Origin of the sequence: Nostoc sp. 'Peltigera membranacea cyanobiont' 232 (assembly GCF_002245985.1) — a bacterium.
In the GTDB taxonomy this organism is placed as follows: Bacteria; Cyanobacteriota; Cyanobacteriia; order Cyanobacteriales; family Nostocaceae; genus Nostoc.
In genome coordinates this window covers 1-23314 of sequence record NZ_NOLK01000084.1, presented here as the reverse complement: position 1 = coordinate 23314, position 23314 = coordinate 1, and the positions used below count along the sequence as shown (strand labels likewise).

Sequence of the window (23314 nt, the reverse complement as noted above, 5' to 3'; positions counted from 1 at the left end):
GTATTTATTGTGGAATTATCAAAGAGGTAATCCAGATTTTTTACGTCTCAGTTCTATGATTTTGAGTACTATCATAAATTCATACATACCATAGAGTAGACAGAAAATAAGAGCCGTTATTCCTTCTAAAAAACCTAACCGAAGAAAATACATTTGTATAAATCTGACAATGGGACGCAAAAACCAAAGTTTAGCTGCCAATAATCTAAGTTTTAGTTTTCGTTCAGTTCCTAGAGCAGATGCTTTGCCTGTTTCCAGAAATTCTACAGTTTTTTGGGCGTCCCAAGAAGAATAGCGATCGTGTCGTTCTAACCAATCTCCAAATCCTTTAGAATTGGCATAATGCTCGTAAGGAATATTAATTCTACCAACTTTACAACCTGAACAAAAGTGTTCCCAAACCCCACCTGTAAAAGTGACTTCTCCTAGCTTTAGTAAACGGGAATGCCAATTAGGATATCCTTGTGTAAGCTTGAGCCATTTACCCCAAAATATATAACGTGCAGGCAGTTCATAAGCATTATATTGCTGATTACTGGCAGAGCATATATGCTGAATTTCTGTTGCTAAATTGGATGGAATAACTTCATCAGCATCTATAAATAATACCCATTCACTATTTAACTTACAATTTTGTAATGTCCAGTTGCGCTGTTCAGCAATTTTGAAAGGTGGAGTTTGAATATGGGTAAAAACTTTGGCTCCTAATGATTCTGCCAACTGTATTGTTCCGTCAGTACTACCTGAGTCTATAACAACAATTTCTTGACACCACTGTAAAGAATCTATACATCGATTAAGATTGCAAACTTCATTCTTAGTAAGAATAACTGCACAAATATCTGAATTCATAGGTAGCTATTCTCTTGTACAATAGAAGTAACCAAGGTTTGTGTGTTCTGCTCGTTTCACTATAAAGCCCTGTGATTGTAAAATTTTCTCTAATTCATCTACATCACCTTTATTTGGATGATATTCTAATGCCATACTTCTAACAGATTGAGTCCAATATAAATCTCCTTGAAATAAATGGAATTCACCCCCTTCAACGTCACATTTTAAAAAATCACAAGTTCCCACACCTTCTATGTATTCATTAATATTAAATTCTTGTATTTGAGGATTTAATTTCAGTAATGATTGTGTCCAATCATCATAAAATCCACCAACTACAGCACATTTAACTTCTAGACGATTTTCGTATAAATTTTGTTTAACATTATGTTTAATAATATTGACAAATTCTGATTGTGCTTCTACTGCATAAACTTGTGCTTGAGGTGCTTCAGCAAGTGCAAATATTGTAAATGCTCCACCATTTGCTCCTAAATCCAGTATGTGTTTTGCATCTTTTAATTTACCTAGCTGAACGTAACATAAATGTCCATATATTTCACGTATAACTCCAAAATCAAGATTATTGAAATAAAGTTTTTTTTCGTTAAAATTTATACTAAATGATTCATTTAAACTTTTATCCAATAGTCCTAAACTTTTGGTTTTTATTAAAGTATTGAAATATTTTGTTATTCCTGATATCCAACGTATATATAAAGGTAAAGGTAGAAAATTTTTAACTAGCAATAATTCCTTGTAGAAACGATATAAATTACTAAGCATAATGTTTATGTCTAATCTGAATATAATAATTTGCTGTGTGTAGGGAAGTTTTATCAATGGAGAAAAGATTTTCTATCCATGCTCTGGATTTAAATATTAGGGTTTGGATTTTACTGGGAAATTCAATCAATTCCCCAATAGCCTCAGTCCACTCTGATGCAACTCTAGAACGCACCCACCCCACGCCACCTTCAGCTACCTCATCATGTAGCCCTACTTTGTCGGAAATTAAAACCGGACATCCACAGGTTAGAGACTCGACAACGACATTACCAAAATTTTCATGACGGCTGGGCAAGACAAACAAATTAGCAGCAGAGTATATGGCTGGGAGTTTCTTAGGTTCGCAACTTTCTAGAAACATAACTCTGTCTGATAGGTTTGCTGCTTGAAACTGCTGCTTTAGTTTTGCTTTAGTGCCATCATCATCGCCACCGACAAAAATCATCCGCCAGTTGAGATGTTGTAAGGGTGCTAAAGCTTGAGGTAATAAATCTAACCCTTTTTTGTGGTGGAGACGGCCTACATTCAAAAGTATAAAGTCATCTTCACTAAGGTTTTGAGATTTACGCCATATTTTTGCTTCTTCTAAAGCAGGTTGCCAAAACTCAGTGTTTAAGCCGTTGGGAATGATAAAAGATTTTCCCGGTAGTTTTAGCCAAAGACACTCTTGTAATTCTTGGTTGCTAGTGTAGTGGACAGCAGCTGCATTTGTCACATTGAAGCGTTCTTGGCATAAATAATACAGTATTTTTTTAGCTGTTTTTTGCTGCCAGGAGTAAGGGCCAAGTGCGCCTCTAGGCGAAACAACATAGGGAACACCTTGATTTTTGGCTGCTTTGCAGGCGGCTCCACTGGTACGCTGCCAAACACCTGTGATATGGATAATGTCAAATTCCCTGGCTCTTGCTGTTACTGCTTGCTCCATACCTGGACAATGAATACCCATTCCTGGTTCTTGCTGAAAATATGTGACTTTGACTCCATTACGGATGACTGTCTGGTTGAGGGGCAATTCTAATTGATTATTTAACCCAGCATTAGAAGTAAACACTTCTACTTCATGACCAAGGGCGGCTAATCCTTCACAAAGTTGGCTAACGCTAAGTACAGGGCCACCGAATTGCCAAGCTGGGGCGTAAACAGGGATGTAGTGCAGAATCTTGAGTTGGTTTTGCATTATTATTACCTAGCTATGCTTTTGTAGATAAAACCCAAGGCTCGTCAGCGCCCAGTAACGACGAACTTGTTTTGCCGGGTCGCCAATTTTTAAATCATGTTCTACTTGGTCGGCATTCAGCTGAAAGCCGTGAGCTTGATTAAGGTGAGTAAAAGCTGCGTGTAAACAGTCTCGTAGAGGGCCGCTTAAATACATTGCATAATCTAAATCAAAGCCTGTTTTCTGACGGTGCAGAGCGTGCTGTAAGGTTGGCGGAATCTCACTAGATAAAAGGGGTTTTTTGTTTTTTTTAGTTGTTCGTTTATGACTCCAAGGAATTTGAATTACTTTTTCCATATAGCGCCTACCTAAATAGGGTATGCGTAATTCTTGCTGATTCGCCATTGTCGCCCAGTCGCTATCTCTTAGTAAGGTATTTTTTAGGTAGCCTTTAATTTCACCAAGAGAAATTAAAGTTTCCACATCAAGATTGAGTTTGCTGTCTGTTTCATCATCCCAATTTGCCACTAGATTGTAAAAATCTGGTGCTACGGGCAAAAAGGCAGATATTTGATTAGGGGTAAAGAAACGCCGCGTTTCTCTTAACATTCTGGAAGGCGAATCTATTTGCTGGAATAAAAGATTTAATCTTTCTTGATAAATAGAATGCTTATGCCAGCCCTTGATATTTTCTATCCAAGGCAGAAGTAGAGACTTCATATCACCTAAATACTTTCCTAGTTGATATAACTTTGCTATCGAAGCAAAATGAGGATAGCCACCATGTAACTCATCCGCACCACAACCACTAAGAACAACGGTTATGCCGTGTTCTAATGAAGCTCTCGAAATAAGATAAGTATTTGTACCATCTGATGAGGGTTGATCCATTGCTGTAAAGCTATCAACTAACCAAGTATTTAGTGTTTCTTGAGATAGGTAGGCTACATGATGTTTGAGCTGGAGTTTCTTTGCAGTCATAGCTGCCAAGTTACTCTCATCTCTAGTAGAGTCTTGTAAATCGAAGGTAAAAGTAGAGAGATGACCTTGCATAACTGGAGCTAACATACTAGCAAGCACTGTACTGTCTATTCCGGCTGACAAAAATAAACCCACAGGAACATCAGCAATGATCTGCTCTTTGAGAGTATGTAGCAAAACTTCGGTATGACTTGTGTCAGTCGGTTCTCTTATGTGATTGTGTGCGTGTTGAGCTAAATTCCAATAACGAATTGGGGTAGATATAGTGGCTAAGTCTGTCCGCAAATCAATATAAGCATAATGAGCAGGGGGAAAAGCTTTAATCGTTTGTCGGATAGTACGTGGCTCTTGAACGCTGCCATATATTAAATACTCATAGATACTCTGTTCGTCCCAGCCTGTTGCTACTAATCCAGACCTCATTAATGCTCGTACTTCCGATGCTAAAGCAATGCCTCCGCCGCGAGTTTGAGCATAGTATAGTGGTTTAATTCCAATGTGATCCCGTGCTACTAACAGGCGTTGTTGAATAGAGTCAAATAATAAAAAAGCAAACATACCGTCTAGGCGTTCCACTATTTGCTCACCCCAGACACGATAACCTAATAACAAAACTTCTGTATCACTATGAGAGATAAACTCTACACCGTGTGCTTTTAATTCTTGGCGTAATTCCAAGAAGTTATAAATTTCCCCATTAAAAATAATCACATTACCCGTTTTTGGATCTACCATAGGCTGGTGCCCCGCAGGACTAAGGTCAAGAATTGCCAGACGAGTATGCAGTAGGTGAATCTGGTTTGCTCCTACAGTTCTTTGCCATGTACCTTGGGAATCAGGGCCTCGATGATGCAGAGCAGCTAATATATTTGATGAATTAAAGTCTTCTCTACCGATATAGCCGTATATACCGCACATATTTTTAAGGATTTGATTGGTAGATTGAACAGCATAACTGTGATTTTGAGCAGAGTTGTTGAGTGATTCTTGAATTCCAATCGATAAAATTTTTCATCTGCTAGATACTTGCAATATTTGGTCGCAAATATTGTGACACCTCCGCTCGAAATTTTCATAGGAAAAATACTCTAATCCTTGGGGTATTACTCCTTTAGGTCGCTTCAACGCTTCTAAAATTCCCGCCTTTACTTCTTCTGGATCATCAGGATTAACAAGAATGCCTAGTAAACCATTTCGTACTGCCTCACGACTGCCATCAACTTTACTCGCAACTACGGGAATACCGCAAGCCATTGCTTCTAAAAAAACAAAGCCAAATCCTTCTCCCTTACTCGGCATTACATAAACATCTGCTAGGCGATAGTGGTCGGCTTTTTTGGCTTCAGAAATAAATCCTGTGAAAATCACTTGTCCCTGAAGATTAAGCGATCGCACTTTCTCTTCTAATCTCTCTCTATCACATCCTTCTCCCACTATTAAGTAGGCTAAATTAGGAATTATTTCGTTCAACTTAGGCAGTAACTCGATTACTGCATCAAACCCCTTATATCGTTCATAAGAGTCCAAACGTCCTAATGTCATTAGAACTATCTTATCTTTGAGTCCATATTGGGAAGTAAGTTCAGAATTTTTATCATCGTGTCCATACTGTTCAAGAGCGATGGCATTTGGCAGTAAAAATTGTTGCACCTTGGGTATATTTGCCCAGGATTGAAAGCGATCCAATGTAATTTGGCTGATAGAGACAACAAAATCTACTGCTGGAAGGCAATAGTTGACTATGTTGCTATGAGGCTTCCAGGCTTCGATGCCATAGATTTCTAGGAGTATAGGCGCTTTTGTCCACAGTTTAACTAAGCAGGCAAGCGGCAGCATATAAAGATGACCGCAGACAATTAAATCGAATTTGGGATTGGCTCTGATGGTGTGAAAAATGGCACCAATATAAGCTAACTTACCTTCTATTCCTGATGTAATATATGTTAGCTTCTGGGGCAAAATTTCAATGCGATCGACAAGTTTTTTTCTGGGAATGGCGACCACTTTCTCACAATTGTCGGCACTACAGAGAGAGTTAATGAAGTCTCGGTTGTACTGTGAGATCCCCCCGCGCCCTCCAAAGGCATCTGTCACAAAATAGAGGATTTTCATAATATTCTATAGATAATTTATGACTGACTACTTACTTGGTTTGACCTTTAAAAGATAGTTGGAGACTAAAATATATGAGAAAGACTAGCAAATTTATCAAGATAAAGTCTCGCAGCAATGAATAAGTAACCGTGCTTATTACACCAAGAATTGATGGAGTATAAAGACGCAAGCATACAAAGGAAAAAGAACATAACAAAGCTGATTTAAGTAGAGGTTGTTTGATGAAACTGAGAAAACGTCCTACACAAGTTAACCAACAAGATAGGATTAACGAGGCGAAGAAAACCATCAAATAACCACCTCGCTCAAAGGAGTCAGCCATAAATGTTATTGGCGCAGATGTAAATTCGGTAATATTCACACCGTAATTATCTCGTAATCTTTCTGCTCCATCATCTAGGGGCAATTTTTCTCCCGTAACAAATTTTGGTATGAAAATGCTGAAAATTCTTTCAAAGTTCTGGAAGCCAATATATCTTTGGCTATCAACAACACCATCAATCACTAATTGTCCTGTTGGTTCTGTGATCCGGGTTAATAATGCAAATACAGGATCATCATATTCATTCCCTTGAAATTCAATCTTACCTAGCATTACTTGCGAAATAGTGGACAGTCGATCACTAAAATTACCGTTATAAAATCTTTGATCTGCACGAGCATATCCCAAAACAATGGTAAAGGCTAAAAGAAATGGAATTAAAAATAATAAAAGTTTTCTAAGAAGTGAAAACTTTATTTTTCCTCCATAAATGTTCCCTATAAAGAAGAAAATAATTGCGCGAATTACTGGCTCTCTTCCTCCAGTCATACTAGACAATATCACTGTAAAAGATATAGCAAATAGGTAAGGAAAATTTTTCTGTGAAATAAGTGGTACTTCTAGACGAGTTCCTAGAAGAAAGAAAAAGAGATATTGCAAAGTACTGATACCACCAAGAAAGTAAAGCGGTGAATCAGATGAAAGACTTCCTCCTATTACATACCTAGCGTCATAATAACCAAAGATCAAATTAAAAATTGAAGTTAATATAAAAACAATACCTGTAATTATAACTCCACTATGGGTTAACTTATCTGATAATGGTAAAAATAGAATTTCTCTTTCTGGCAAAACCCTAAACTTTACAGCTATTAAACTTCCTATCAAACTAGCCCACATGACCAAGTTAATCAAAATCATGGTAACGATTGTATATTTACCAATTTGATATCCTATTGATGGGAGTATGTAAAAACAGCCTAAAAAGCCAATTACCCAGCAAAAAAATTGGCCTGTCATATGAGCAATAGACAGTAATCGCAATTCTACACTTTTAGATAAAACTGATATGTAAATAATTAAAAATAAAGGAATGAAAGCTAATAAACCTAGAGATAGTTCAGGCAATCCTAGAAAAACACAAACTATCAAAACAATTACATTTATAATAAGAAAAATAGATGCTTTTATATACATTGAAGATTTACATAGCGAAGTAAGTATCAGTCTTATTAGACTACCAAACGCACTAAAATCTACACTTGTTGATTGTGTAGATTTTCATAGGTGGCGATCGCCCGTTTAGCGTAATTCTTCCAATCTAATCCTGTGCTAGTCTTGCGAATAGATAGAGCTGCCTCTCGTTTAGTTTGGAGGAGTTGGGAATTATTAGCTAGGTTTTTTAAACAGGTGGCGATCGCCTGACTATCTCTTACAGGTACTAAATATCCAGCAGGATACTCTTCTATACCTGTCTCTAATTTGACTGGTTGCACACCAGATATTCTTAGTAAATCTTCGCCACCAGTATTAGTTGTACAAATTAACGGCAACCCACACGCAAGAGCTTGTAATTGAACCATTGCCATACCCTCTTCAACACTCGCCATCACAAAAACACTACTATTGCGGTAGTAATCCACTAATTTTGTCTGTGGTACATGACCAATCAATTTAATTCGTTCATCTGCTCCTGTTAATAAACGAGGGGTTTCCGTAGTAACTCCACCAACCAACCATAGTTCGCTATTTGGTATATTTGCCTGCATAAAGGCTTGAACTAGATAATGAATGCCCTTACGTACACTTAAAGAACCAGCATAGATAACGCGAAACACTTCATCATGTTTCGTTTCAGGCGAAAAGGTTTTAAGATTCGTACCAAAAGGATTATGGACTAGGCGTTTTTCAGAAAAACCCTGAGCAAGGAAACTACGTTTTACAAACAAGCTTGGCACTGTAACCTTGTCTGTCATTTCATACTCTCGTAATTCCTGAGCTACAATCTCTGGGTGTGTTTCTGCCCAATGCAAACCTAACTGCTGGTATTCTTCCCTCAATAGTTGACATTGCACCTTCATGTGAGAAGAACTACGTTCTAACAAAAAGGGTATCTTATTCCGTTTTGCCCAGTGCAAAGCAGGCTCAGAAAAACTTGACCAGCCGTGTATTAGGGTGCTGCCTTCTAGGTATCTACTTGCTGCTTTAGCAAATAAATTATGGAGTAAGGCTTGGGATTTCATCATCAATTTTTCTTGACCTATCTGGTGGATAGCTTTCCCTAATAAAAGAGTTAAAGGCAAGCTGACTACTTGATCATCTGGTATTCCCCATTTGCGGGTTTTGTATTTAGGATAATTGGTGATTAAACGATGTAAAACACCTGCTGAATGCAGTTCTCTTGCTAGGTCAAAAGCGTGCCATCTCCCACCAGCCACAATTGAAATTCTCATGCTTTACTTTTTTGCTGAAATTTTTAAACTACTGCGGACATAAAGAGGCTTATTTATAGCTATGATTTCATTACTTTTTTTATGTTTACGTACTTCAAAACGGAAATTTAAAATCGTATTAATACAGTAGATAGAGGTTAATAAAATTACATTTATACCTATTTGCTACCTTCTTTGATGGAGCAAAGCAAAACATGACTTGATGTTAGTAAAGGATGAAGTAATGACTTTTTATCAGTAATTTCTGTAGGAATAAAGATAAGTCTATCTGCCCAATTTGCAAGAATATCATACTGATCAAAAACACTATAAGAATAAGCAATACCATCTCCTTCTGACGACATATAACCTCTCCCTGCGGTCTTTATATAATTAGCAAATCCCCATAATCCAAATTTATAGATCAATAATCTAACCCATCTAGTCAATAATTGCCCTTGACCAAATCTATTTCCATCTGATATGAAAATGGCTCGTCGCGCAACTCTTGCCATTTCTCTAACAACTTTTTCAGGTTGAGCTACGTGATGCAAAACACCAAATGAACAAACAATATCAAAACTCCCATCATCAAAAGGTAGAGACTCACCTTCTGCACAAATCAGTAATTCAGAACTGATACCTTTTTTTATACCTTGATTGATTAATGCTTGGACAGGCTCCACTCCAATAATTGTTAAATCGGGATACTTATCAAGGAAGTACTTTACACCACGTCCTGTCCCACACCCTACATCAAGAACAGTAGTTACTTCCAAAAGATCCATAAAGGTCGAAATATACTTTAGAGCAGTATCATGTGCGCTATCTTCACCACCATGTATCTCATCGTATTGCTCTGCTGCATCCGTATAATATTTGCGTTGTAATTTTACATCTTTTCTTATCATTCAAGCCTCCAAGGTTTTTTTATTAGAGTATTTTTTTTCCTATCACTATAAGTGATGCAGCACATCTTTCCTTGACAGATTCAGAAAGAGGAATATGAGGCATCAATATATTTCCTCCTATAAACAAGAGAGGATACAATATTTGAGAAATTAATCTAGAAGGATGTGCAGCAAGAAAAGAAAAATAGTTATGAGAAAGAGTATGAATAGAAGTCAATCCAATATGCTCAAATTCTTTGCGGTGGGAAGCACAACTATAATCAATTTCAGGGATGTTGTAACCACCTATGCCTTTATCCCTTATCATTTTTCTCATAAAATGTTTACCACAGGGAACTACTGATACAATCCAGCCACCGGGTTTAGTTAGAGAGTAAAGTTTATCCCAAATTTGCTGTCGTTGTGAAAGCTCTAAGAAATGTTCTATTACTCCAACATGAAAGCACATATCATAGGACTCAGAACTTTGATAATCAAAAATGTTGGCAACTTCGACACTCGCTTTGATAGGTTGAAATTTACTAACTTCTTCTAAATAATTCTGCGCCCTTGCAACCACGCCATTGGATACATCAATCCCATGAACTTCAAATCCATTCAGGGCTAACTTCGATAGATGAATTCCTCCCCCACACCCTAACTCAAATAAGCGATCAGGTGATGTTAGTTGTGTAATTTGTAATATTTTTTGCCAAACTCGACCAAGACGCTTAATTTTTCTCAAATCTTCTGCTGAGTAGCAGTGATGTTCATATCCTTCATGGTCTAACTCTTGTTTCCAAGCTTCACTAGCATCATAATAATTTGTGCTCATTATTAAATCCTCAGCTATATAGGTTTCATTTCTAACCTTTTATGAAAGTAAATACATACTGCTACTTTTAAGGAAAAAGAGACTGTTATACCTAGCAGAATTCCCAATTCTGACAACCACATTCCTAAAAGCAAGACAATTATCAACCGCAAGAATGGTTCTATTGTTTGAATTATTAAATAAGCATTGAAAGCACCTGATAGTTGCAAAGCAGAATGAAACTGCATCGCGGCAGCTTGCCCCACAACAATAACAGCAATCCAAGGAATCATCCACTCGCCACCCTCGAAACTTCTTCCCAAAAGTAACTTCATTAAAGAAGAACCTAATAAGATTCCTCCTATAACCAGAACTAACAAAAGGCATAATAAAACACTGACTGTTTTCATTAGATAACGACGTACTATATCAGGCTGTGTCCAATCTAATTTTGCTGTACTAGCACTAGTTAAGGCATTTGATACCAAGCCGACTGGTAACATGAGTGCAGTGATTCCTGTATAATGACCAAGACTCACCAAGGAACCAAAGATAGAAAAAGCCCATATATCAATTCTTGTGGAGAATGATTCTAGTGAATAAGGCAAAAAAGCATGAAAAAGAGGAGCTAGGGGAGGTCTTTCTTTACAAATTTCTCCTGTAATTATGTGATCTTTTTTAAGCCAGCCCACTCCTAAAGAAATAGTATGGATAGCAATATAAATAAATATTACTGCTTTAACAGATATAAAGTTTGTCAACAGTAAAGCAAATATTAAAAGTAGATAACTACCTTGTAATCCTATTCGCATTAAATATTGTCCATCAATATTACCAGCAGCGACGTAAATTGCAGATAGACAGCCACCGAGGAAATATATGGGGAAATTTGCATTATATATAATACTGAGCCAACGAGCATTTTCTGGAATTTTATCAAAAGCTAGGCTGGCAAATACTCCAACTGGGATAAATATTGCAGAAAGCCAACAAGCATAATATGTAGTTCTACGCCACGCTTCTCTAGGTGAAATTTGTTTTGAGGTAATTAAACCTTTTAGCAACCTGTCCCATTGACAGCTACCTAAAACAAAAATAGTTGATGGAACAAGTATCACTAATGCAAGTAAACCTCTGTCTTCAGCACCTAATGTGCGATTGAGCAATATAGAAGCAGGAAATGAGAGAGCAGACATCAGAATTTCCCAGCCAAGACTACGCGATGCTCCGGGAGTAACTTTGTCTAATATCTTAAAAAGATGTTTAGGCATATCAATTAGCCTTCACAGCATAAGCACGCATAACTCTTGTATAAATTCCTGTTGAAATACCTCCAGTTTCTACAAAATGAATTAGCTTGATTATTTGCCTGATTACACCCCAGATTCCAAATCTAACTACACCTTTTAAAGAGGTTGGTTGCGGTCCATGTTCTTGAAATTGGACATGTCCAAAACTACAGGCTAAAAGTATATGTTTTAAACTGACAGATGTATAAGTTACTTCATGAGTTAAGTCACCATAGACCACACCACCGGAGAGTGGTGAATCACCATTGGGCAGTTGCAAAATCAGACGACCACCAGGAACTAGAGCAGAGTATATAGCATCCAAAAATTTAACTGCTTCATCTTTATTAAAGTGTTCCAATATATCAAAGCCTGTAATTAGAGAAAACTTATTTGGGTTTTGGAATAGATATTCAATCGCATCAGCACAAATAACTTGAGAAAACTGCTGACGAGCAATATTAACTTGTTCTGGACTTATATCTACCCCATATAAGTCAGTAAACCCCTCAATTTGGAGTAAACTGAGAATATTACCAGATCCACAAGCAACATCCAAAACTTTACCGTTTCGAGGAATTTCCTTTAACCAATTACTCATAGCGTATTGCAGGTTTATTATATTCCGGTCATCCTGCTTATAGGGATTGGGATTTAAATCGCGCTGAAATTGCTTATTTGCTGAAACGTAATTATCATAGAGGCGTTGACGATAGTTCATTTATCTACCCACTGTAATATATTTACATTTGCTTGGATGGCAAGAAAAAATGAGCCGTAGCTAGATAAAATGCTTTCAAGTGGATCTAGATTAATGTAATTTTTATTAATTAACTACTAGATGGTTTTAGCAAGCGGACTAGATTAGCACTAATTAAAAAATCATCTTCATATTTATTAGTATATTTATTACATAATTGCCTGAATATTTCAGAAAACTCAGTTTTAAAGGCTAAAGACTTAGGGTCTAATTGAAGAATTAAATCTTTTATTTGGAAGCCTACTTCTTGAAAAAGTTCACAGTATTCTTTACTACTTAAATGTGAAAATAAATCAAGTTCAACATAACGTCCTCCACTTTGAAAATCTTCATTAGTTTGTAAAAATGAGAGAAAGTATTTCATATATTGTTCAGAATCTAGCAATAAATGGTTAAAACAATTTTGTAAACCACCCCTTCCTGAAAAATGATCGCCGCCAGCACAAAACCACAGAGGCCCATAAGTAGCATATAAAATTCCTCCTGGCTTCAAAACGCGAAATGATTCTTTGAGAACTGATTTTAAATCTTGACAGTGTTCAAAAACTGCATCTGACGCACATAAATCTATTGATTCATCTTTGATGAATGAATGATCTTCCAAAGGAGATTGAGAAAACTCAATTTCAACATTTAATATTTTTTTACAATAATTAGTGATTTCACTCCAAGAATCTTTGAATTCGAATAAGTCAGTTGCGATAATTTTTTTAGGCTTTAACCTTGCCCAAGAAATGACATCCCAGCCAGTTCCAGTTCCTTGAACAAGGATAGTAGCTTCTCTAGTTTTGCACAAAGCTGCTCCCCAAAGACGACGAGTTTCTAAAGGCATTCCACGTCCTGGAAGTACGAGAGATGGCTGAAGAATTTTTAGAGTCTGTGTTGATAAAAATTGACTAGCATATATAGAAAGTAAAGGACGACTAAAAAAATAAAATAGACGCTTAAGTATGCTTGTCTTATGTAATTTATCTTGCTCTAACCAAGAGATATTATAGTAATTTTCCATAATGGTTACTCACAACACAAATCTAATATAGTTTTTAATCGGCTTGTATATGTATTTGTATCTTTTATGATAATTTTCATACCAGTATTTCGCATTTCTTCTCTTTCTGTAGGATTGTTCAATAACCATTTACACTTATTAGCTAAATCTTCTGGTGAGGTGAAGAAACCATAATCAGGATACCCGGCTAAAATTTCTCTATGTTCTTGAGTATCTTCATAAATTCCACATCCACCACAGGCAGCTATTTCAAATGTTCTCATGGTTGATTCATCTTTATTCCGTTTTCTGACAATACCTAGTGATAACTTAGAAAAATAAATAGCTAGCCGGAATTCATGCTCAAAAACTGCTGGTAGCTTTTGCCATTTTTTTAGATTCAGTCTATCCCAAGCTGTACCATAAATTTTTAAGTTTAATCCATTCGATGAAGATATAGCATCCAAAAAAGGAATACGTTCACTATCACCTGTACCTATAAAAGAAATATCTGCTTTAAATAAATCTTGCTCAACTTGAGAAACATTTATCGGCTGGTGACAAAGAAATGGATCATAGGCAAATGGCAAAAAATGCACTTTTTTAACTTCATGTTTAATTAACTCTGACAATATTTTTGTTTTTGTACTTATAACTAAATCATACTTTTTAAGATTAGATAGAAAAAATTCGCTACGATGGTTTGGATTCCACGGATAATCAGTTAAATAATTAACAATCTTTGTACCTATTTTAGAACAGATATCGAATACTTCATTTGTTAAAGGAAAAATTCCTGTTACTAAAACAACTTGTGGACTAAACTCATTTATACAGTTAACTATTTTTTGATTAAATGACCACCATTCTAAAGGACGTTTTCCTGATATTTTAAAAAATATTTTGCCCCATGACTGTTTCATAGATGGAGCGTAGTAATTGCAGCTTGTATTGTTGGTATCAAACAAAATGTTTAACTCTTGAAATGCTCTGGTAAATATAGAACCCAATTGATAACTTTGCGAAGTATTGCCAATAATTATTATTTTATAATTCATAATGAAAATTTATCAGGTTTTGCCAGCCATTCATCGCACCCAAATCCATATAAATCTTTATTTATTAGTGCCATAGAATAGTTATATTCATGCAAAATCACTTGACAATCATTGACTTGATTTTTCCCATGTGTAGCTAGTAATATAATTGGTCTATATTCTTGAAAAAATTTCTCTCCACCCCTCAATACATTTGCTTCAGCACCCTCAACATCTATTTTAACTAAGCTAACTGGATTATTTAAATTATCTAACGAATCTAAAGTATTCATAGAAACTTCTAAATCTCCCTTATCTGTCAAATATCCTTGTGCGTGTAAATGAGAAGTAGCAAACTTCATTTTCCCTATTTTGTCACTGACTGCTGCTGAAATAATCTCAATATTATCTATTTTATTCAACCGTATATGCTGACGAATAAACTCAATATTTCTAGGTAATGGTTCAAAAGATATTACTTTACCTGTTGCTCCAACGAAACGGCTCAACAAGATACTAAAAAAACCCACATTTGCACCAATATCTAAAACAGTAGTGCCTTCAAGCGATAACTCAGTCAGTAGCTTCTGCTTATCTTCTTCATACGAGCCTAGCCACATTCCATGTACTCCACTTCCTACAATCCACTTCATTCCTTTTGCTGGGCCTTGCAGGATAGGAAGTATAGATTTTGTAGGTAATAAAGATAAAGGAAGACGAAGAAACTTCCCAATTGGATTGTTTGAGCGAATATTACTAAACTTAAATGCAATCATAATATTACCTACGCAATTAATTGAACGTAAACACTTGTAGCTAGGTTACTTGGATGAGGTAATGATTTTAATTCTCTACATCGTAACTTAGGCTGCACAATTGCCTGAGAAATTATTTCCGCTAATTGTAGAGTATCAATACATGAAAAAATCCAACCATGCTTAATATTTTTTATCAAATCCTTTGCACAACCAACCTGATCACTTATAATAACTCTCAAACCAAACTGAAGGGCTTCATTAACAACTAATCCCCAGGTTTCTCCATTCTGGGAGGGGAGAATTAGTGTATCTGCCATTGCATAATATTCACCTAATTCCGACTGATTTTTAAAGCCAACAAAAATTGTTCTTTCACCTAGCTGTAATTTTACTCTTCCTTCAAATTCCTCTCTTAATTCCCCATCTCCCACAGCAAAAAACCAAGTCTTCTCTTTTTCCACTGATGATAGTTTTTCTAAGGCATCAGGAATTATTAAAGGATTTTTTGCTGGAAACATCTTGCCACAATAGATCAAAACATGGTCTTGTTCTCTAATACCTGCGTTAGCTCGTAAAGTTTCTCTCTGTGGTAGCCAAAAGTCCACCTGTTTTTGAAAAAAGTCTGTATCAATGGCGTAGTGAGCTAACGTCATACAACTCTTACTTACTCCCATCCGCAAATAATGATTTATAGAATTTGTTCCAATCGGGAAAAAATGAGTAAATTGACGATAGTAAAAAGATAAGAATAGCTGACGTATTTTATCCTTGATATAAGAACGTGATAATGCCTCATTTGTTGTTTCAGCTCTCAGCATTAACTTGTGTCCAGTTAGACCTAACAGCAAAGTGCTAACAGTAATGAAAGTAGGTGAATAAGCGAAAATCAATATAGCATCAGGTTGATAGCGATTAATTGCAGCAACAGCTTTAGTAGCTAATTTAATACCTTGTATTCCTCTTAAACCTTTCAGCGAACTTGTAGAGATGAATTCGTGTTCAAAACCTGCGGTTGGTTGACAATCCCATTTGAATACTACGCCAAAGTTAATATCTTCACTCGGTATTACACCATGATTACAGCCAAAAAAGACTTTTACTTGCAAATCTTGTTGCTGTGCTAACTCACGAAATACAGGTGCAAAATACTGAACTGGATGAGTAACAAGAATTGCAAGTTTTATTAACATTTTAATTACTTGATCCAGTATATTTTAGTGATTCTAAATTACTTTTACAAAATATTAAGTAGCTTAGAAGTTAAAATATGGTGTACGTTGAACACCATTCGGATATTTGAAAAATCGAACAGAAATCCTCTATGAATTTTCAAACTTATGATTAAATTTCTAAATGAACCACGTTAACTTCATATTTCGCTCATAACTCTACCAACCTAAATCTTGAATCACCTCAGAGAAAACACTGGTTTATCCAAATTACTAACCATTTAAAACAGGTGCAATCCAGTGATTCTACTTAAATTCGACTTCACCTTATTTTTGTTCCCAGAATTATTCTCTCCAGACTCTGTATGAGAATAATAAGAAGTATAGTCATTGTTGCCAGTAGCCATACAATTTACTACCATTCCCAACACAGGGACACGCGAATGCTCCAGTAGTGCCTTTGTAGTCTTAGCCGCAGCAGAATTAACTACACCAGGACGTACAACTAGCAACATTCCATCTGCCATTTTGCCTACTATCGAGGCATCAGCTAAAATATTTAAAGGTGGAGTGTCAATAATCACGCAATCATAATCTTGGGCTGCTTGTTTCAATAACCCATTCATACGCTGTGAGTCCAATAGTGCAGCAGGGTTAGGCGGTATGGTGCCAGAAGTGAGCAATTCTAGATTAATCACCACTTCCTTAGCAGCTTCTGCTAAGGAAGTCTGCCCCACTAAAACATTACTTAACCCCATCAAGTTAGGTTGTTGCCACATTTTGTGTTGATGGGGATGGCGCATATCTGCATCAATCAATAGCACTCGCCTTCCCATTTGGGCAGTTGCTACCGCCAAATTAGCTGCAATAAAAGATTTACCCTCATTGATCACAGAACTGCTAACCACAATTACCTTCAGTTCCTTATCAGAAAAACTGAACCCCAGGTTGATTTGAAGCATTTCAAAGGCTGCATTAACTGATGAATAAGGGTTATTTAGTACCGGTAATTCGGTTATATTCTCACCACGAGCCAGTCTAGCTTTTTGATCAAAAACCGGAATTTTTCCTAACAAGGGATAGTCCAAAAAATGTTGGGCTTCCTCTGCTGTCTTCACAGATTTGTCTCCAGCTTCTAGCAATAAAGCTACTCCAATAGCGAAGAAAAATCCTAAAAATCCCCCTAGTGCCAAATTCAAGCTAATGCGAGGAGAAATTCTCTTCTTTGGAACTAAAGCATTAGAAACAATCGTGGCATTGCCTACATTTTGGTTCTCTAATACTTGAACTTCTTGCAATCGTTTGAGCATTTGTTCGTAGGTTGTTTGTGCTACCTCTAGCTGTCGTTTTACCTCTAGTTGTTCTTGTTCCAGTTTGGGTAAGCTTCTGAGACGTGCTTGATAAAGTAGAAATGCCTTCATCAACACACTAACTTGATTCTTCAATCCCAACTTTTCTACTTCCACTTGCACCAAATTAGCAGTTAGAGTCTGCTTGAGTTCTCCTATTTGTAAATCTTGCTCTGGGATAGGCTCTGAACTACCCAGAGTTTGGCTTACTCTTCCTTTTAGCTGCTCTTTGAGAGCTTGTTCTTTACTTAACAAATTAGTAATGACTGGGTGTTCATCGGTAAATCGTGATCTCTCCACAGTCAACTGATCTTGAACCTTCTGGTATTCTGATAGCACTTGCTGTACTGCTCTAGATTGACTTAAGCTACTAAGTGCCATAGCTTGCTGTGTGTTTAATGCCAATTGATTTTGCAAAGCACCAGAACGGCTTCTAGCATCTACCAACCGCGCACGGAGTTCGGTTATTTGGCTGGATAATTCATTCAGCCTCTTAACTCCTTCTTTAGCTTCTTCTTCTAAGGAAACAACCTCATATTTTTCTTTAAACCGACGCAGTGCTGCTTCCTCTTCTGTAACCTTTGCCTCAACCAGGGGTAATTGCTTGTTTAAAAATTCCCGTGCTGCTCTAGCTTCAGAACGGTTAATCCGAACATTGTTTGCTAGATAAGCACTCATCAATCTATTGATGATAGCTGTGGCTTCTTGAGGATTAGTACTACGGTAAGAAAGTTGTAAAATATCCGTCCCTCGAACACTTTTGATTTTCAAGTTATGCAGAAAATCGTCTATTTCTAAAGGTTGTCCTAGTTTATCCTTCAGTTGCAATTCAGCAATAGTTTTTTTAGTCAGAGGGTAGGAGCGAATAATTTCCGCTTCAGTTTCCAAAGGGTTAGAGACATTTGTCACTCCACTAAGTTGTCCAAGCTGCTCATTTACACCTGTCAGGGAAGAAACGCCACTTTGCTTATTAAAAAGCAGTTTACCCTCGGCTTCATAAATTGGTTTTTCACTAAAAGTAACTACCCCTGTCACTCCAAAGACCGACCCTATAATGATTAGTATCAGGAACCAACGTCTTTTTACAGTCAGCCAATACTGTTGAAAATTAATCAGGTCTTGATTGTTTTGATCGGAAAGCATAGTTTAGTTAATACTCTAGATATTGACACTGTTAAGGATTTGGTTTACTTCTTTGTACTGATATTAGAGCAGGGACATACATAAACTTATCCAGTATTCTCTGAAATTAGTCCATGCTGATTGCAACTGCGTCTGGAGAATATATAAAGATTTAGTCAAATATTATCAAGGTTTTCCCAAAATAACACTACGTATTTTTACGGTTTTTTCTCCTTAATTATTTTTAACGCATTATTTTCTATTCGCTTTGTAAATTGTTTTTGAAAAAATATCAGTAGTCTTGTAGAGTGTGTTACTTCTTTACCTCGAAAATTAACAAATAAAGCCCTAGTTGTCTCAACATCACCTTACCAAAGTAGAGTTTTAGCTTTTTTAAGCCGCTTGAACGAGCGGCCAACGTTATAAAGATTTTCTTTAAGATGATACCAGTCTAAGATTTACCAGCGTTCTTGAACTATGCCAAACTCTTGGACTAAATTCCAAACTCCATTATTTTAAAATAATCTCTTTAAATACAATTCTAATATTTACGTAATTACCACATGGTTAGATAACTAAAATCAAGGTTAGAAATAAAAAGTTAATAAAGAATGCGATCCTTCGATTAAACTCACATAAAGTTTATTTATTTAGTTATTAAAACCAAGCTTTTGTCTTCGATTGCTCATCATATAGTTTCCTAACAGGCTTTGAATTATTTTAAAATCTTGAAATTTGAAATCGTAACCTTTCATGCTCTCCCTAGCTCTCAACGAGAAATCAAGAGTTCCGATCATTTTGCCGGTGGAGGAGTGAATCTTGAAATCTGATGCTAAAAGTCTCAGAATAATCATTGCTTACATCTGATTCTGTTATGTCTCTGCTGTAATCTTTCTAATCTTTAGTAATCTATGCAAATGAATACTACTCTTGCTGTTGGCAAAAAAAAACAGAAGTTATATCAAACAGACAAGATCCTTTGTATATTACTGCTATTAGGAGATATTGTGGGTTTATTGTTAAGTTTGTCTATCTGTTTATGGTTGCAATCGCGTCAAAATCTGAATAGTTTTGACCCTTTAAATTATTTATTTATTTTTCTAGTTCTCGCAGGGCTGTATTTAGCAGATACTTACCATCCAGATACCCAAATAGCAGGGTTACGCGCTCCATCCCGCATTTTGATTAGTAGTGTTGTTGTTGGTAGCATTATTGCATCTCTCATTTACTTTACTGGTGTTTGGGGGAAAGATATGGTCTTTAAACGAGGAATTTTGCTCTCAAGCTTAAGCATATTTACCCTCTGGGCTATGGCATCAAGAATATGGGCAGTCAAGTGGGTGCGATCGCAAGCTCAACACAGTCGTTGGCTAATTTTGGGCGCAGATAAAAAAGCCATTCTATTTGGCAAAACTTTTCTAGAATGCAGTTCATTAGGACAGTTGGTTGTTCTAATAACATCACAGCAGAAGATCAATGAGTTAGCAAAAAGTAATCGAGTTTCTGCGGGGAGCCTCAATGACTTACCCCAATGGAGCCAACAAGCTTGGTCAGGGGTAGTAGTAACAAGCCCGATGGAATTATCGGATGCACAGACACAGCAGTTGATGCAGTTACGTTTATCTGGTGTCTCCATCTATGGGATTCCTGATATTTGTGAAACCTTATGGTACAAACTTCCCTCATTTCTGCTTCAAGATAACTGGCTGGCTTTTGGTGCTGGTTTTAATTTAGCCTCTGACAGCATTAGTCAAAAGCTGAAGCGGTTATTAGATATTATTCTGGCATGGTCATTATTTCTGTTTTTCTCTCCACTGATGTTGCTAGTAGTACTGGCAATTAAGTTAGATAGTCCAGGCTCAGTGTTCTACACACAGATACGGACTGGTTTGGAAGGAAAGCCTTTTAGAGTTTACAAATTTCGTTCCATGTATCAGGATGCCGAAAAACGGGGAGCGCAGTGGGCCAACGAACGAGATCCTCGGATTACCACAGTAGGACGCTGGTTACGCCTAACTAGAATCGATGAACTACCACAGATTTTAAACGTTCTTTGGGGAGAAATGAGCCTCATTGGCCCCCGTCCAGAACGACCAGAATTTGATATCAAGCTGCGACAAGAAATTCCCTACTATGACTTACGTTATGTCGTCAAACCGGGAATCACAGGCTGGGCACAGGTTATGTACCCCTATGGTGCATCAGTAGAGGATGCTTACGAGAAATTAGCTTACGACCTCTACTACATCAAAAATTATTCCCTAGCTTTGGATTTAGCGATCGTCTTTAAAACCATTCGAGTAGTATTACTAGGTAAAGGCAGATGAATAATAAAGTCTTAGTCACTGGTGGAGCAGGATACATTGGCTCCCATGTAGTTCGTCAATTGGGCGAGGCTGGTTACGATGTTGTGGTGTATGACAACTGTTCTACAGGTTCACCCCAAGCAGTATTGCATGGTGAGTTAATTATTGGTGATTTAAAAGATTCAGAATCTCTTTGGCAGGTATTTTCTCAACATCAATTTGCGGCAGTGTTACACTTTGCTGCCAGTCTGAATGTATCCGAATCTGTTTCTCATCCTTTAGACTATTACGCTAACAATACTCGCAACACGCTAAATTTACTCCGTTGTTGCAACAACATGGGTGTGAAGCAAATTATCTTTTCCAGTACAGCAGCTGTCTATGGACAACCAGAAACCAGTCCTGTGAGCGAATCTACACCAACTGAACCGATTAACCCCTATGGGCGATCAAAACTTTCTTGTGAATGGCTGATTCGTGACTATGCAAACGCTTCTGATTTCCGTTACGTAATTTTACGATACTTTAATGTTGCCGGAGCAGAACCTGGTGGGCGATTGGGGCAGGTGTCAAAAGAAGTATCTCATTTAATTGGAGCTACCTGTAATGCTGCACTCAAACGCAGGCTAGGAGTACAAATTTTTGGTACGGATTTTCCAACACCCGATGGAACGGCAATTAGAGACTATATTCATGTTGAAGACCTAGCAACAGCACATCTGGATGCTTTGGCTTATCTGGAGCAAGGTAACGAAAGCCAAATTCTCAATTGTGGTTATGGGCAAGGTTACAGTGTCCGTCAAGTTATCGAACGGGTTAAGCTTATTTCTGGGGTAGATTTTCCGGTCATTGAAACAGAACGTCGCCCTGGCGATCCTGCTTGTGTGATAGCTAGTGCTGATAAAATCCGTAAATTCCTGGGCTGGCAACCAAAATATAATGACTTAGATCAAATTGTCTACACTACCCTAGCCTGGGAAATGCAGAAGAAAGATTTGATGTTAAGATCACTAGCTGCGGTTGCGTAAACTAGCGATCGCGTACATTTCGCCTACAACGCAAAAAAAGCATTACAGCGTGGCTGGGGCGGACAAATCATCCTTTAACTTATACAAATTATCTTGACAGTGACGTTGAACTAGACTGGACAATCTAGCTATTTTTTTATTCCCTTACCAATGAGTATAACCAATACTCAAAAGTAATTTATAAACAAAAGTTCCCCACTCCGGGAGATGAAATTCTCATCCATGCTGAAGAAATTGACTTGGAATATAGCTTATCAGATTTACCCAAAATGATTGATTCGATGACGATAGCCTGTGACAGACTGAAAAATATCAGTACCAGTCTCCGCACTTTCTCTCGTGCCGATAGAGATTATAAAGTACCATTTAACATTTATGAAGGCATTGATAGTACAATTCTAATTTTAAAACATCGTCTCAAAGCCAATGACAGCCGTCCAGCAATTGAAATAGTGACGGACTACGGTAATTTACCTGAAATTGAATGCTCTCCAGGACAATTAAATCAAGTATTTATGAATCTAATAGCCAATGCTATTGATGCCTTGGATGAATCAAATACAGGTCGGAGTTTTGAGGAGATTAAAGCCAATCCTAATCGGATTACAATTACCACCTCATTGAAAGAGAAAATTGTTGAGGTGAAAATTGCTGATAATGGGGTGGGGATGAGTGAATCAGTCAAAGAAAAAGTATTTGACCACTTGTTTACCACGAAAGATGTTGGTAAAGGAACAGGATTAGGATTAGCGATCGCTCAGTCTATTGTTGTAGAAAAACATGGTGGAACTTTGAATGTGAATTCTACACCGGGTGTTGGAACAGAATTTGTAATTACCTTACCGATTCTGGCTCAGACTTCAAGTGAATTTGATCGAAAGTGTGGTTTCAGTTAACCACCACCAGCCAATGACAGACCACAGACGATCCTTTCCCCTTTACCCCTTACCCTTTCCCCAGACCACACTCGATTGTGAAAAATGCTTATCCGAACCGTATTGATACCACTGCTGCTCAACGTCTCTTTGGAAAACCCTTTGCCGATGTATTGAGCTAATTCATCCCGCATTTATGCAACGCCCTTAATCCCTGTGGTTGGTCATGGATGGAATGGCACTAAGAAAAGCCGGAACCCTTGCAGTTTAAGCAGTTTGCAATTGTTTGCGTAACTCATGCCGGGTTTTAGTCATCAAGGGGTAAATTTTTGGGCGACGTTTGCGGACTCGTGGTTCGCT

General features: G+C 37.1%; 19 protein-coding genes and 2 pseudogenes. 3 read left to right on the top strand and 18 right to left on the bottom strand.

Annotation, left to right across the window (positions count from 1 at the left end):
• Positions 1-18 precede the first annotated feature (18 nt).
• From CDG79_RS24360 to CDG79_RS41310, 17 genes and pseudogenes are all read right to left on the bottom strand, one after another.
• Positions 19-852, bottom strand: a complete 834-nt coding sequence (locus CDG79_RS24360; RefSeq protein ID WP_094344431.1) for a glycosyltransferase family 2 protein — start codon at positions 850-852, stop codon at positions 19-21.
• Between the two features lie 6 nt (positions 853-858).
• Complete coding sequence (locus CDG79_RS24355; RefSeq protein ID WP_094344430.1) at positions 859-1620, bottom strand: FkbM family methyltransferase; 762 nt, start codon at positions 1618-1620, stop codon at positions 859-861.
• On the bottom strand, positions 1613-2800 hold the full coding sequence (locus tag CDG79_RS24350; protein ID WP_094344429.1) for a glycosyltransferase: 1188 nt from the start codon (positions 2798-2800) through the stop codon (positions 1613-1615). The genes CDG79_RS24355 and CDG79_RS24350 overlap by 8 nt, the downstream gene beginning before the upstream one ends.
• A gap of 9 nt (positions 2801-2809) precedes the next feature.
• Positions 2810-4678, bottom strand: coding sequence for an asparagine synthase (glutamine-hydrolyzing) (gene asnB / locus CDG79_RS24345; protein WP_094344428.1), 1869 nt, complete (start codon positions 4676-4678; stop codon positions 2810-2812).
• 93 nt (positions 4679-4771) lie between these two features.
• Entirely contained in the window at positions 4772-5872 is a 1101-nt protein-coding gene (locus tag CDG79_RS24340; RefSeq protein WP_094344427.1) for a glycosyltransferase family 4 protein, read from the bottom strand.
• A 31-nt stretch (positions 5873-5903) separates the two neighbouring features.
• A complete protein-coding gene (locus CDG79_RS24335) occupies positions 5904-7334 on the bottom strand; it encodes a hypothetical protein (protein ID WP_094344426.1) in 1431 nt (476 codons plus the stop codon).
• A 59-nt stretch (positions 7335-7393) separates the two neighbouring features.
• The gene (locus CDG79_RS24330) at positions 7394-8590 is read right to left on the bottom strand and encodes a glycosyltransferase family 4 protein (protein WP_094344425.1); all 1197 of its coding nucleotides are present in this window, start codon (positions 8588-8590) and stop codon (positions 7394-7396) included.
• A 158-nt stretch (positions 8591-8748) separates the two neighbouring features.
• A complete protein-coding gene (locus CDG79_RS24325; protein ID WP_094344424.1) occupies positions 8749-9480 on the bottom strand; it encodes a class I SAM-dependent methyltransferase in 732 nt (243 codons plus the stop codon).
• Between the two features lie 22 nt (positions 9481-9502).
• Complete coding sequence (locus CDG79_RS24320) at positions 9503-10294, bottom strand: class I SAM-dependent methyltransferase (protein WP_094344423.1); 792 nt, start codon at positions 10292-10294, stop codon at positions 9503-9505.
• Between the two features lie 14 nt (positions 10295-10308).
• Positions 10309-11544: a lipopolysaccharide biosynthesis protein gene (locus tag CDG79_RS24315; RefSeq protein WP_094344422.1), complete on the bottom strand. Its 1236-nt coding sequence runs from the start codon at positions 11542-11544 to the stop codon at positions 10309-10311.
• 1 nt (position 11545) lies between these two features.
• Positions 11546-12283 carry a class I SAM-dependent methyltransferase gene (locus CDG79_RS24310; protein WP_094344421.1) on the bottom strand — a complete coding sequence of 246 codons (738 nt, stop codon included), beginning with the start codon at positions 12281-12283 and terminating at the stop codon, positions 11546-11548.
• A 109-nt stretch (positions 12284-12392) separates the two neighbouring features.
• Positions 12393-13331 (bottom strand): class I SAM-dependent methyltransferase, encoded by a 939-nt coding sequence (locus tag CDG79_RS24305; protein ID WP_094344420.1) that lies wholly within the window; start codon positions 13329-13331, stop codon positions 12393-12395.
• A 5-nt stretch (positions 13332-13336) separates the two neighbouring features.
• Positions 13337-14368, bottom strand: a complete 1032-nt coding sequence (locus tag CDG79_RS24300) for a CgeB family protein (RefSeq protein WP_094344419.1) — start codon at positions 14366-14368, stop codon at positions 13337-13339.
• Positions 14365-15123 (bottom strand): FkbM family methyltransferase, encoded by a 759-nt coding sequence (locus CDG79_RS24295; protein WP_094344418.1) that lies wholly within the window; start codon positions 15121-15123, stop codon positions 14365-14367. Before CDG79_RS24295 ends, CDG79_RS24300 begins: the two co-directional genes overlap by 4 nt.
• Before the next feature lie 8 nt (positions 15124-15131).
• The gene (locus CDG79_RS24290) at positions 15132-16295 is read right to left on the bottom strand and encodes a glycosyltransferase family 4 protein (protein WP_094344417.1); all 1164 of its coding nucleotides are present in this window, start codon (positions 16293-16295) and stop codon (positions 15132-15134) included.
• A 260-nt stretch (positions 16296-16555) separates the two neighbouring features.
• Positions 16556-18766 carry a GumC family protein gene (locus CDG79_RS24285; protein WP_094344416.1) on the bottom strand — a complete coding sequence of 737 codons (2211 nt, stop codon included), beginning with the start codon at positions 18764-18766 and terminating at the stop codon, positions 16556-16558.
• A gap of 350 nt (positions 18767-19116) precedes the next feature.
• Positions 19117-19260: pseudogene (locus CDG79_RS41310) on the bottom strand (ISKra4 family transposase); the annotation flags it as partial.
• A gap of 402 nt (positions 19261-19662) precedes the next feature.
• Between CDG79_RS41310 and CDG79_RS24275 the strand changes: the two are divergent.
• The 3 genes and pseudogenes from CDG79_RS24275 to CDG79_RS24265 form a co-directional block, all read left to right on the top strand.
• Entirely contained in the window at positions 19663-21072 is a 1410-nt protein-coding gene (locus CDG79_RS24275) for a sugar transferase (RefSeq protein ID WP_094344438.1), read from the top strand.
• A complete protein-coding gene (gene galE, locus CDG79_RS24270; RefSeq protein ID WP_094344414.1) occupies positions 21069-22079 on the top strand; it encodes a UDP-glucose 4-epimerase GalE in 1011 nt (336 codons plus the stop codon). Before CDG79_RS24275 ends, galE begins: the two co-directional genes overlap by 4 nt.
• A 194-nt stretch (positions 22080-22273) precedes the next feature.
• Positions 22274-22975: pseudogene (locus CDG79_RS24265) on the top strand (sensor histidine kinase); the annotation flags it as partial.
• On the opposite strand, the gene CDG79_RS42705 reads toward CDG79_RS24265, so the two are convergent.
• Positions 22972-23148, bottom strand: coding sequence for a hypothetical protein (locus tag CDG79_RS42705; RefSeq protein ID WP_189525110.1), 177 nt, complete (start codon positions 23146-23148; stop codon positions 22972-22974). The pseudogene CDG79_RS24265 and the gene CDG79_RS42705 overlap by 4 nt on opposite strands.
• Positions 23149-23314: the final 166 nt, after the last annotated feature.

Excerpts from the sequence above, each read along its gene's own strand:
- CDG79_RS24360 (WP_094344431.1), bottom strand. The coding sequence starts at position 852 with ATGAATTCAGATATTTGTGCAGTTATTCTTACTAAGAATGAAGTTTGC.
- CDG79_RS24355 (WP_094344430.1), bottom strand. The coding sequence starts at position 1,620 with ATGCTTAGTAATTTATATCGTTTCTACAAGGAATTATTGCTAGTTAAA.
- CDG79_RS24350 (WP_094344429.1), bottom strand. The coding sequence starts at position 2,800 with ATGCAAAACCAACTCAAGATTCTGCACTACATCCCTGTTTACGCCCCA.
- asnB (WP_094344428.1), bottom strand. The coding sequence starts at position 4,678 with ATGTGCGGTATATACGGCTATATCGGTAGAGAAGACTTTAATTCATCA.
- CDG79_RS24340 (WP_094344427.1), bottom strand. The coding sequence starts at position 5,872 with ATGAAAATCCTCTATTTTGTGACAGATGCCTTTGGAGGGCGCGGGGGG.
- CDG79_RS24335 (WP_094344426.1), bottom strand. The coding sequence starts at position 7,334 with ATGTATATAAAAGCATCTATTTTTCTTATTATAAATGTAATTGTTTTG.
- CDG79_RS24330 (WP_094344425.1), bottom strand. The coding sequence starts at position 8,590 with ATGAGAATTTCAATTGTGGCTGGTGGGAGATGGCACGCTTTTGACCTA.
- CDG79_RS24325 (WP_094344424.1), bottom strand. The coding sequence starts at position 9,480 with ATGATAAGAAAAGATGTAAAATTACAACGCAAATATTATACGGATGCA.
- CDG79_RS24320 (WP_094344423.1), bottom strand. The coding sequence starts at position 10,294 with ATGAGCACAAATTATTATGATGCTAGTGAAGCTTGGAAACAAGAGTTA.
- CDG79_RS24315 (WP_094344422.1), bottom strand. The coding sequence starts at position 11,544 with ATGCCTAAACATCTTTTTAAGATATTAGACAAAGTTACTCCCGGAGCA.
- CDG79_RS24310 (WP_094344421.1), bottom strand. The coding sequence starts at position 12,283 with ATGAACTATCGTCAACGCCTCTATGATAATTACGTTTCAGCAAATAAG.
- CDG79_RS24305 (WP_094344420.1), bottom strand. The coding sequence starts at position 13,331 with ATGGAAAATTACTATAATATCTCTTGGTTAGAGCAAGATAAATTACAT.
- CDG79_RS24300 (WP_094344419.1), bottom strand. The coding sequence starts at position 14,368 with ATGAATTATAAAATAATAATTATTGGCAATACTTCGCAAAGTTATCAA.
- CDG79_RS24295 (WP_094344418.1), bottom strand. The coding sequence starts at position 15,123 with ATGATTGCATTTAAGTTTAGTAATATTCGCTCAAACAATCCAATTGGG.
- CDG79_RS24290 (WP_094344417.1), bottom strand. The coding sequence starts at position 16,295 with ATGTTAATAAAACTTGCAATTCTTGTTACTCATCCAGTTCAGTATTTT.
- CDG79_RS24285 (WP_094344416.1), bottom strand. The coding sequence starts at position 18,766 with ATGCTTTCCGATCAAAACAATCAAGACCTGATTAATTTTCAACAGTAT.
- CDG79_RS24275 (WP_094344438.1), top strand. The coding sequence starts at position 19,663 with ATGAATACTACTCTTGCTGTTGGCAAAAAAAAACAGAAGTTATATCAA.
- galE (WP_094344414.1), top strand. The coding sequence starts at position 21,069 with ATGAATAATAAAGTCTTAGTCACTGGTGGAGCAGGATACATTGGCTCC.
- CDG79_RS42705 (WP_189525110.1), bottom strand. The coding sequence starts at position 23,148 with ATGCGGGATGAATTAGCTCAATACATCGGCAAAGGGTTTTCCAAAGAG.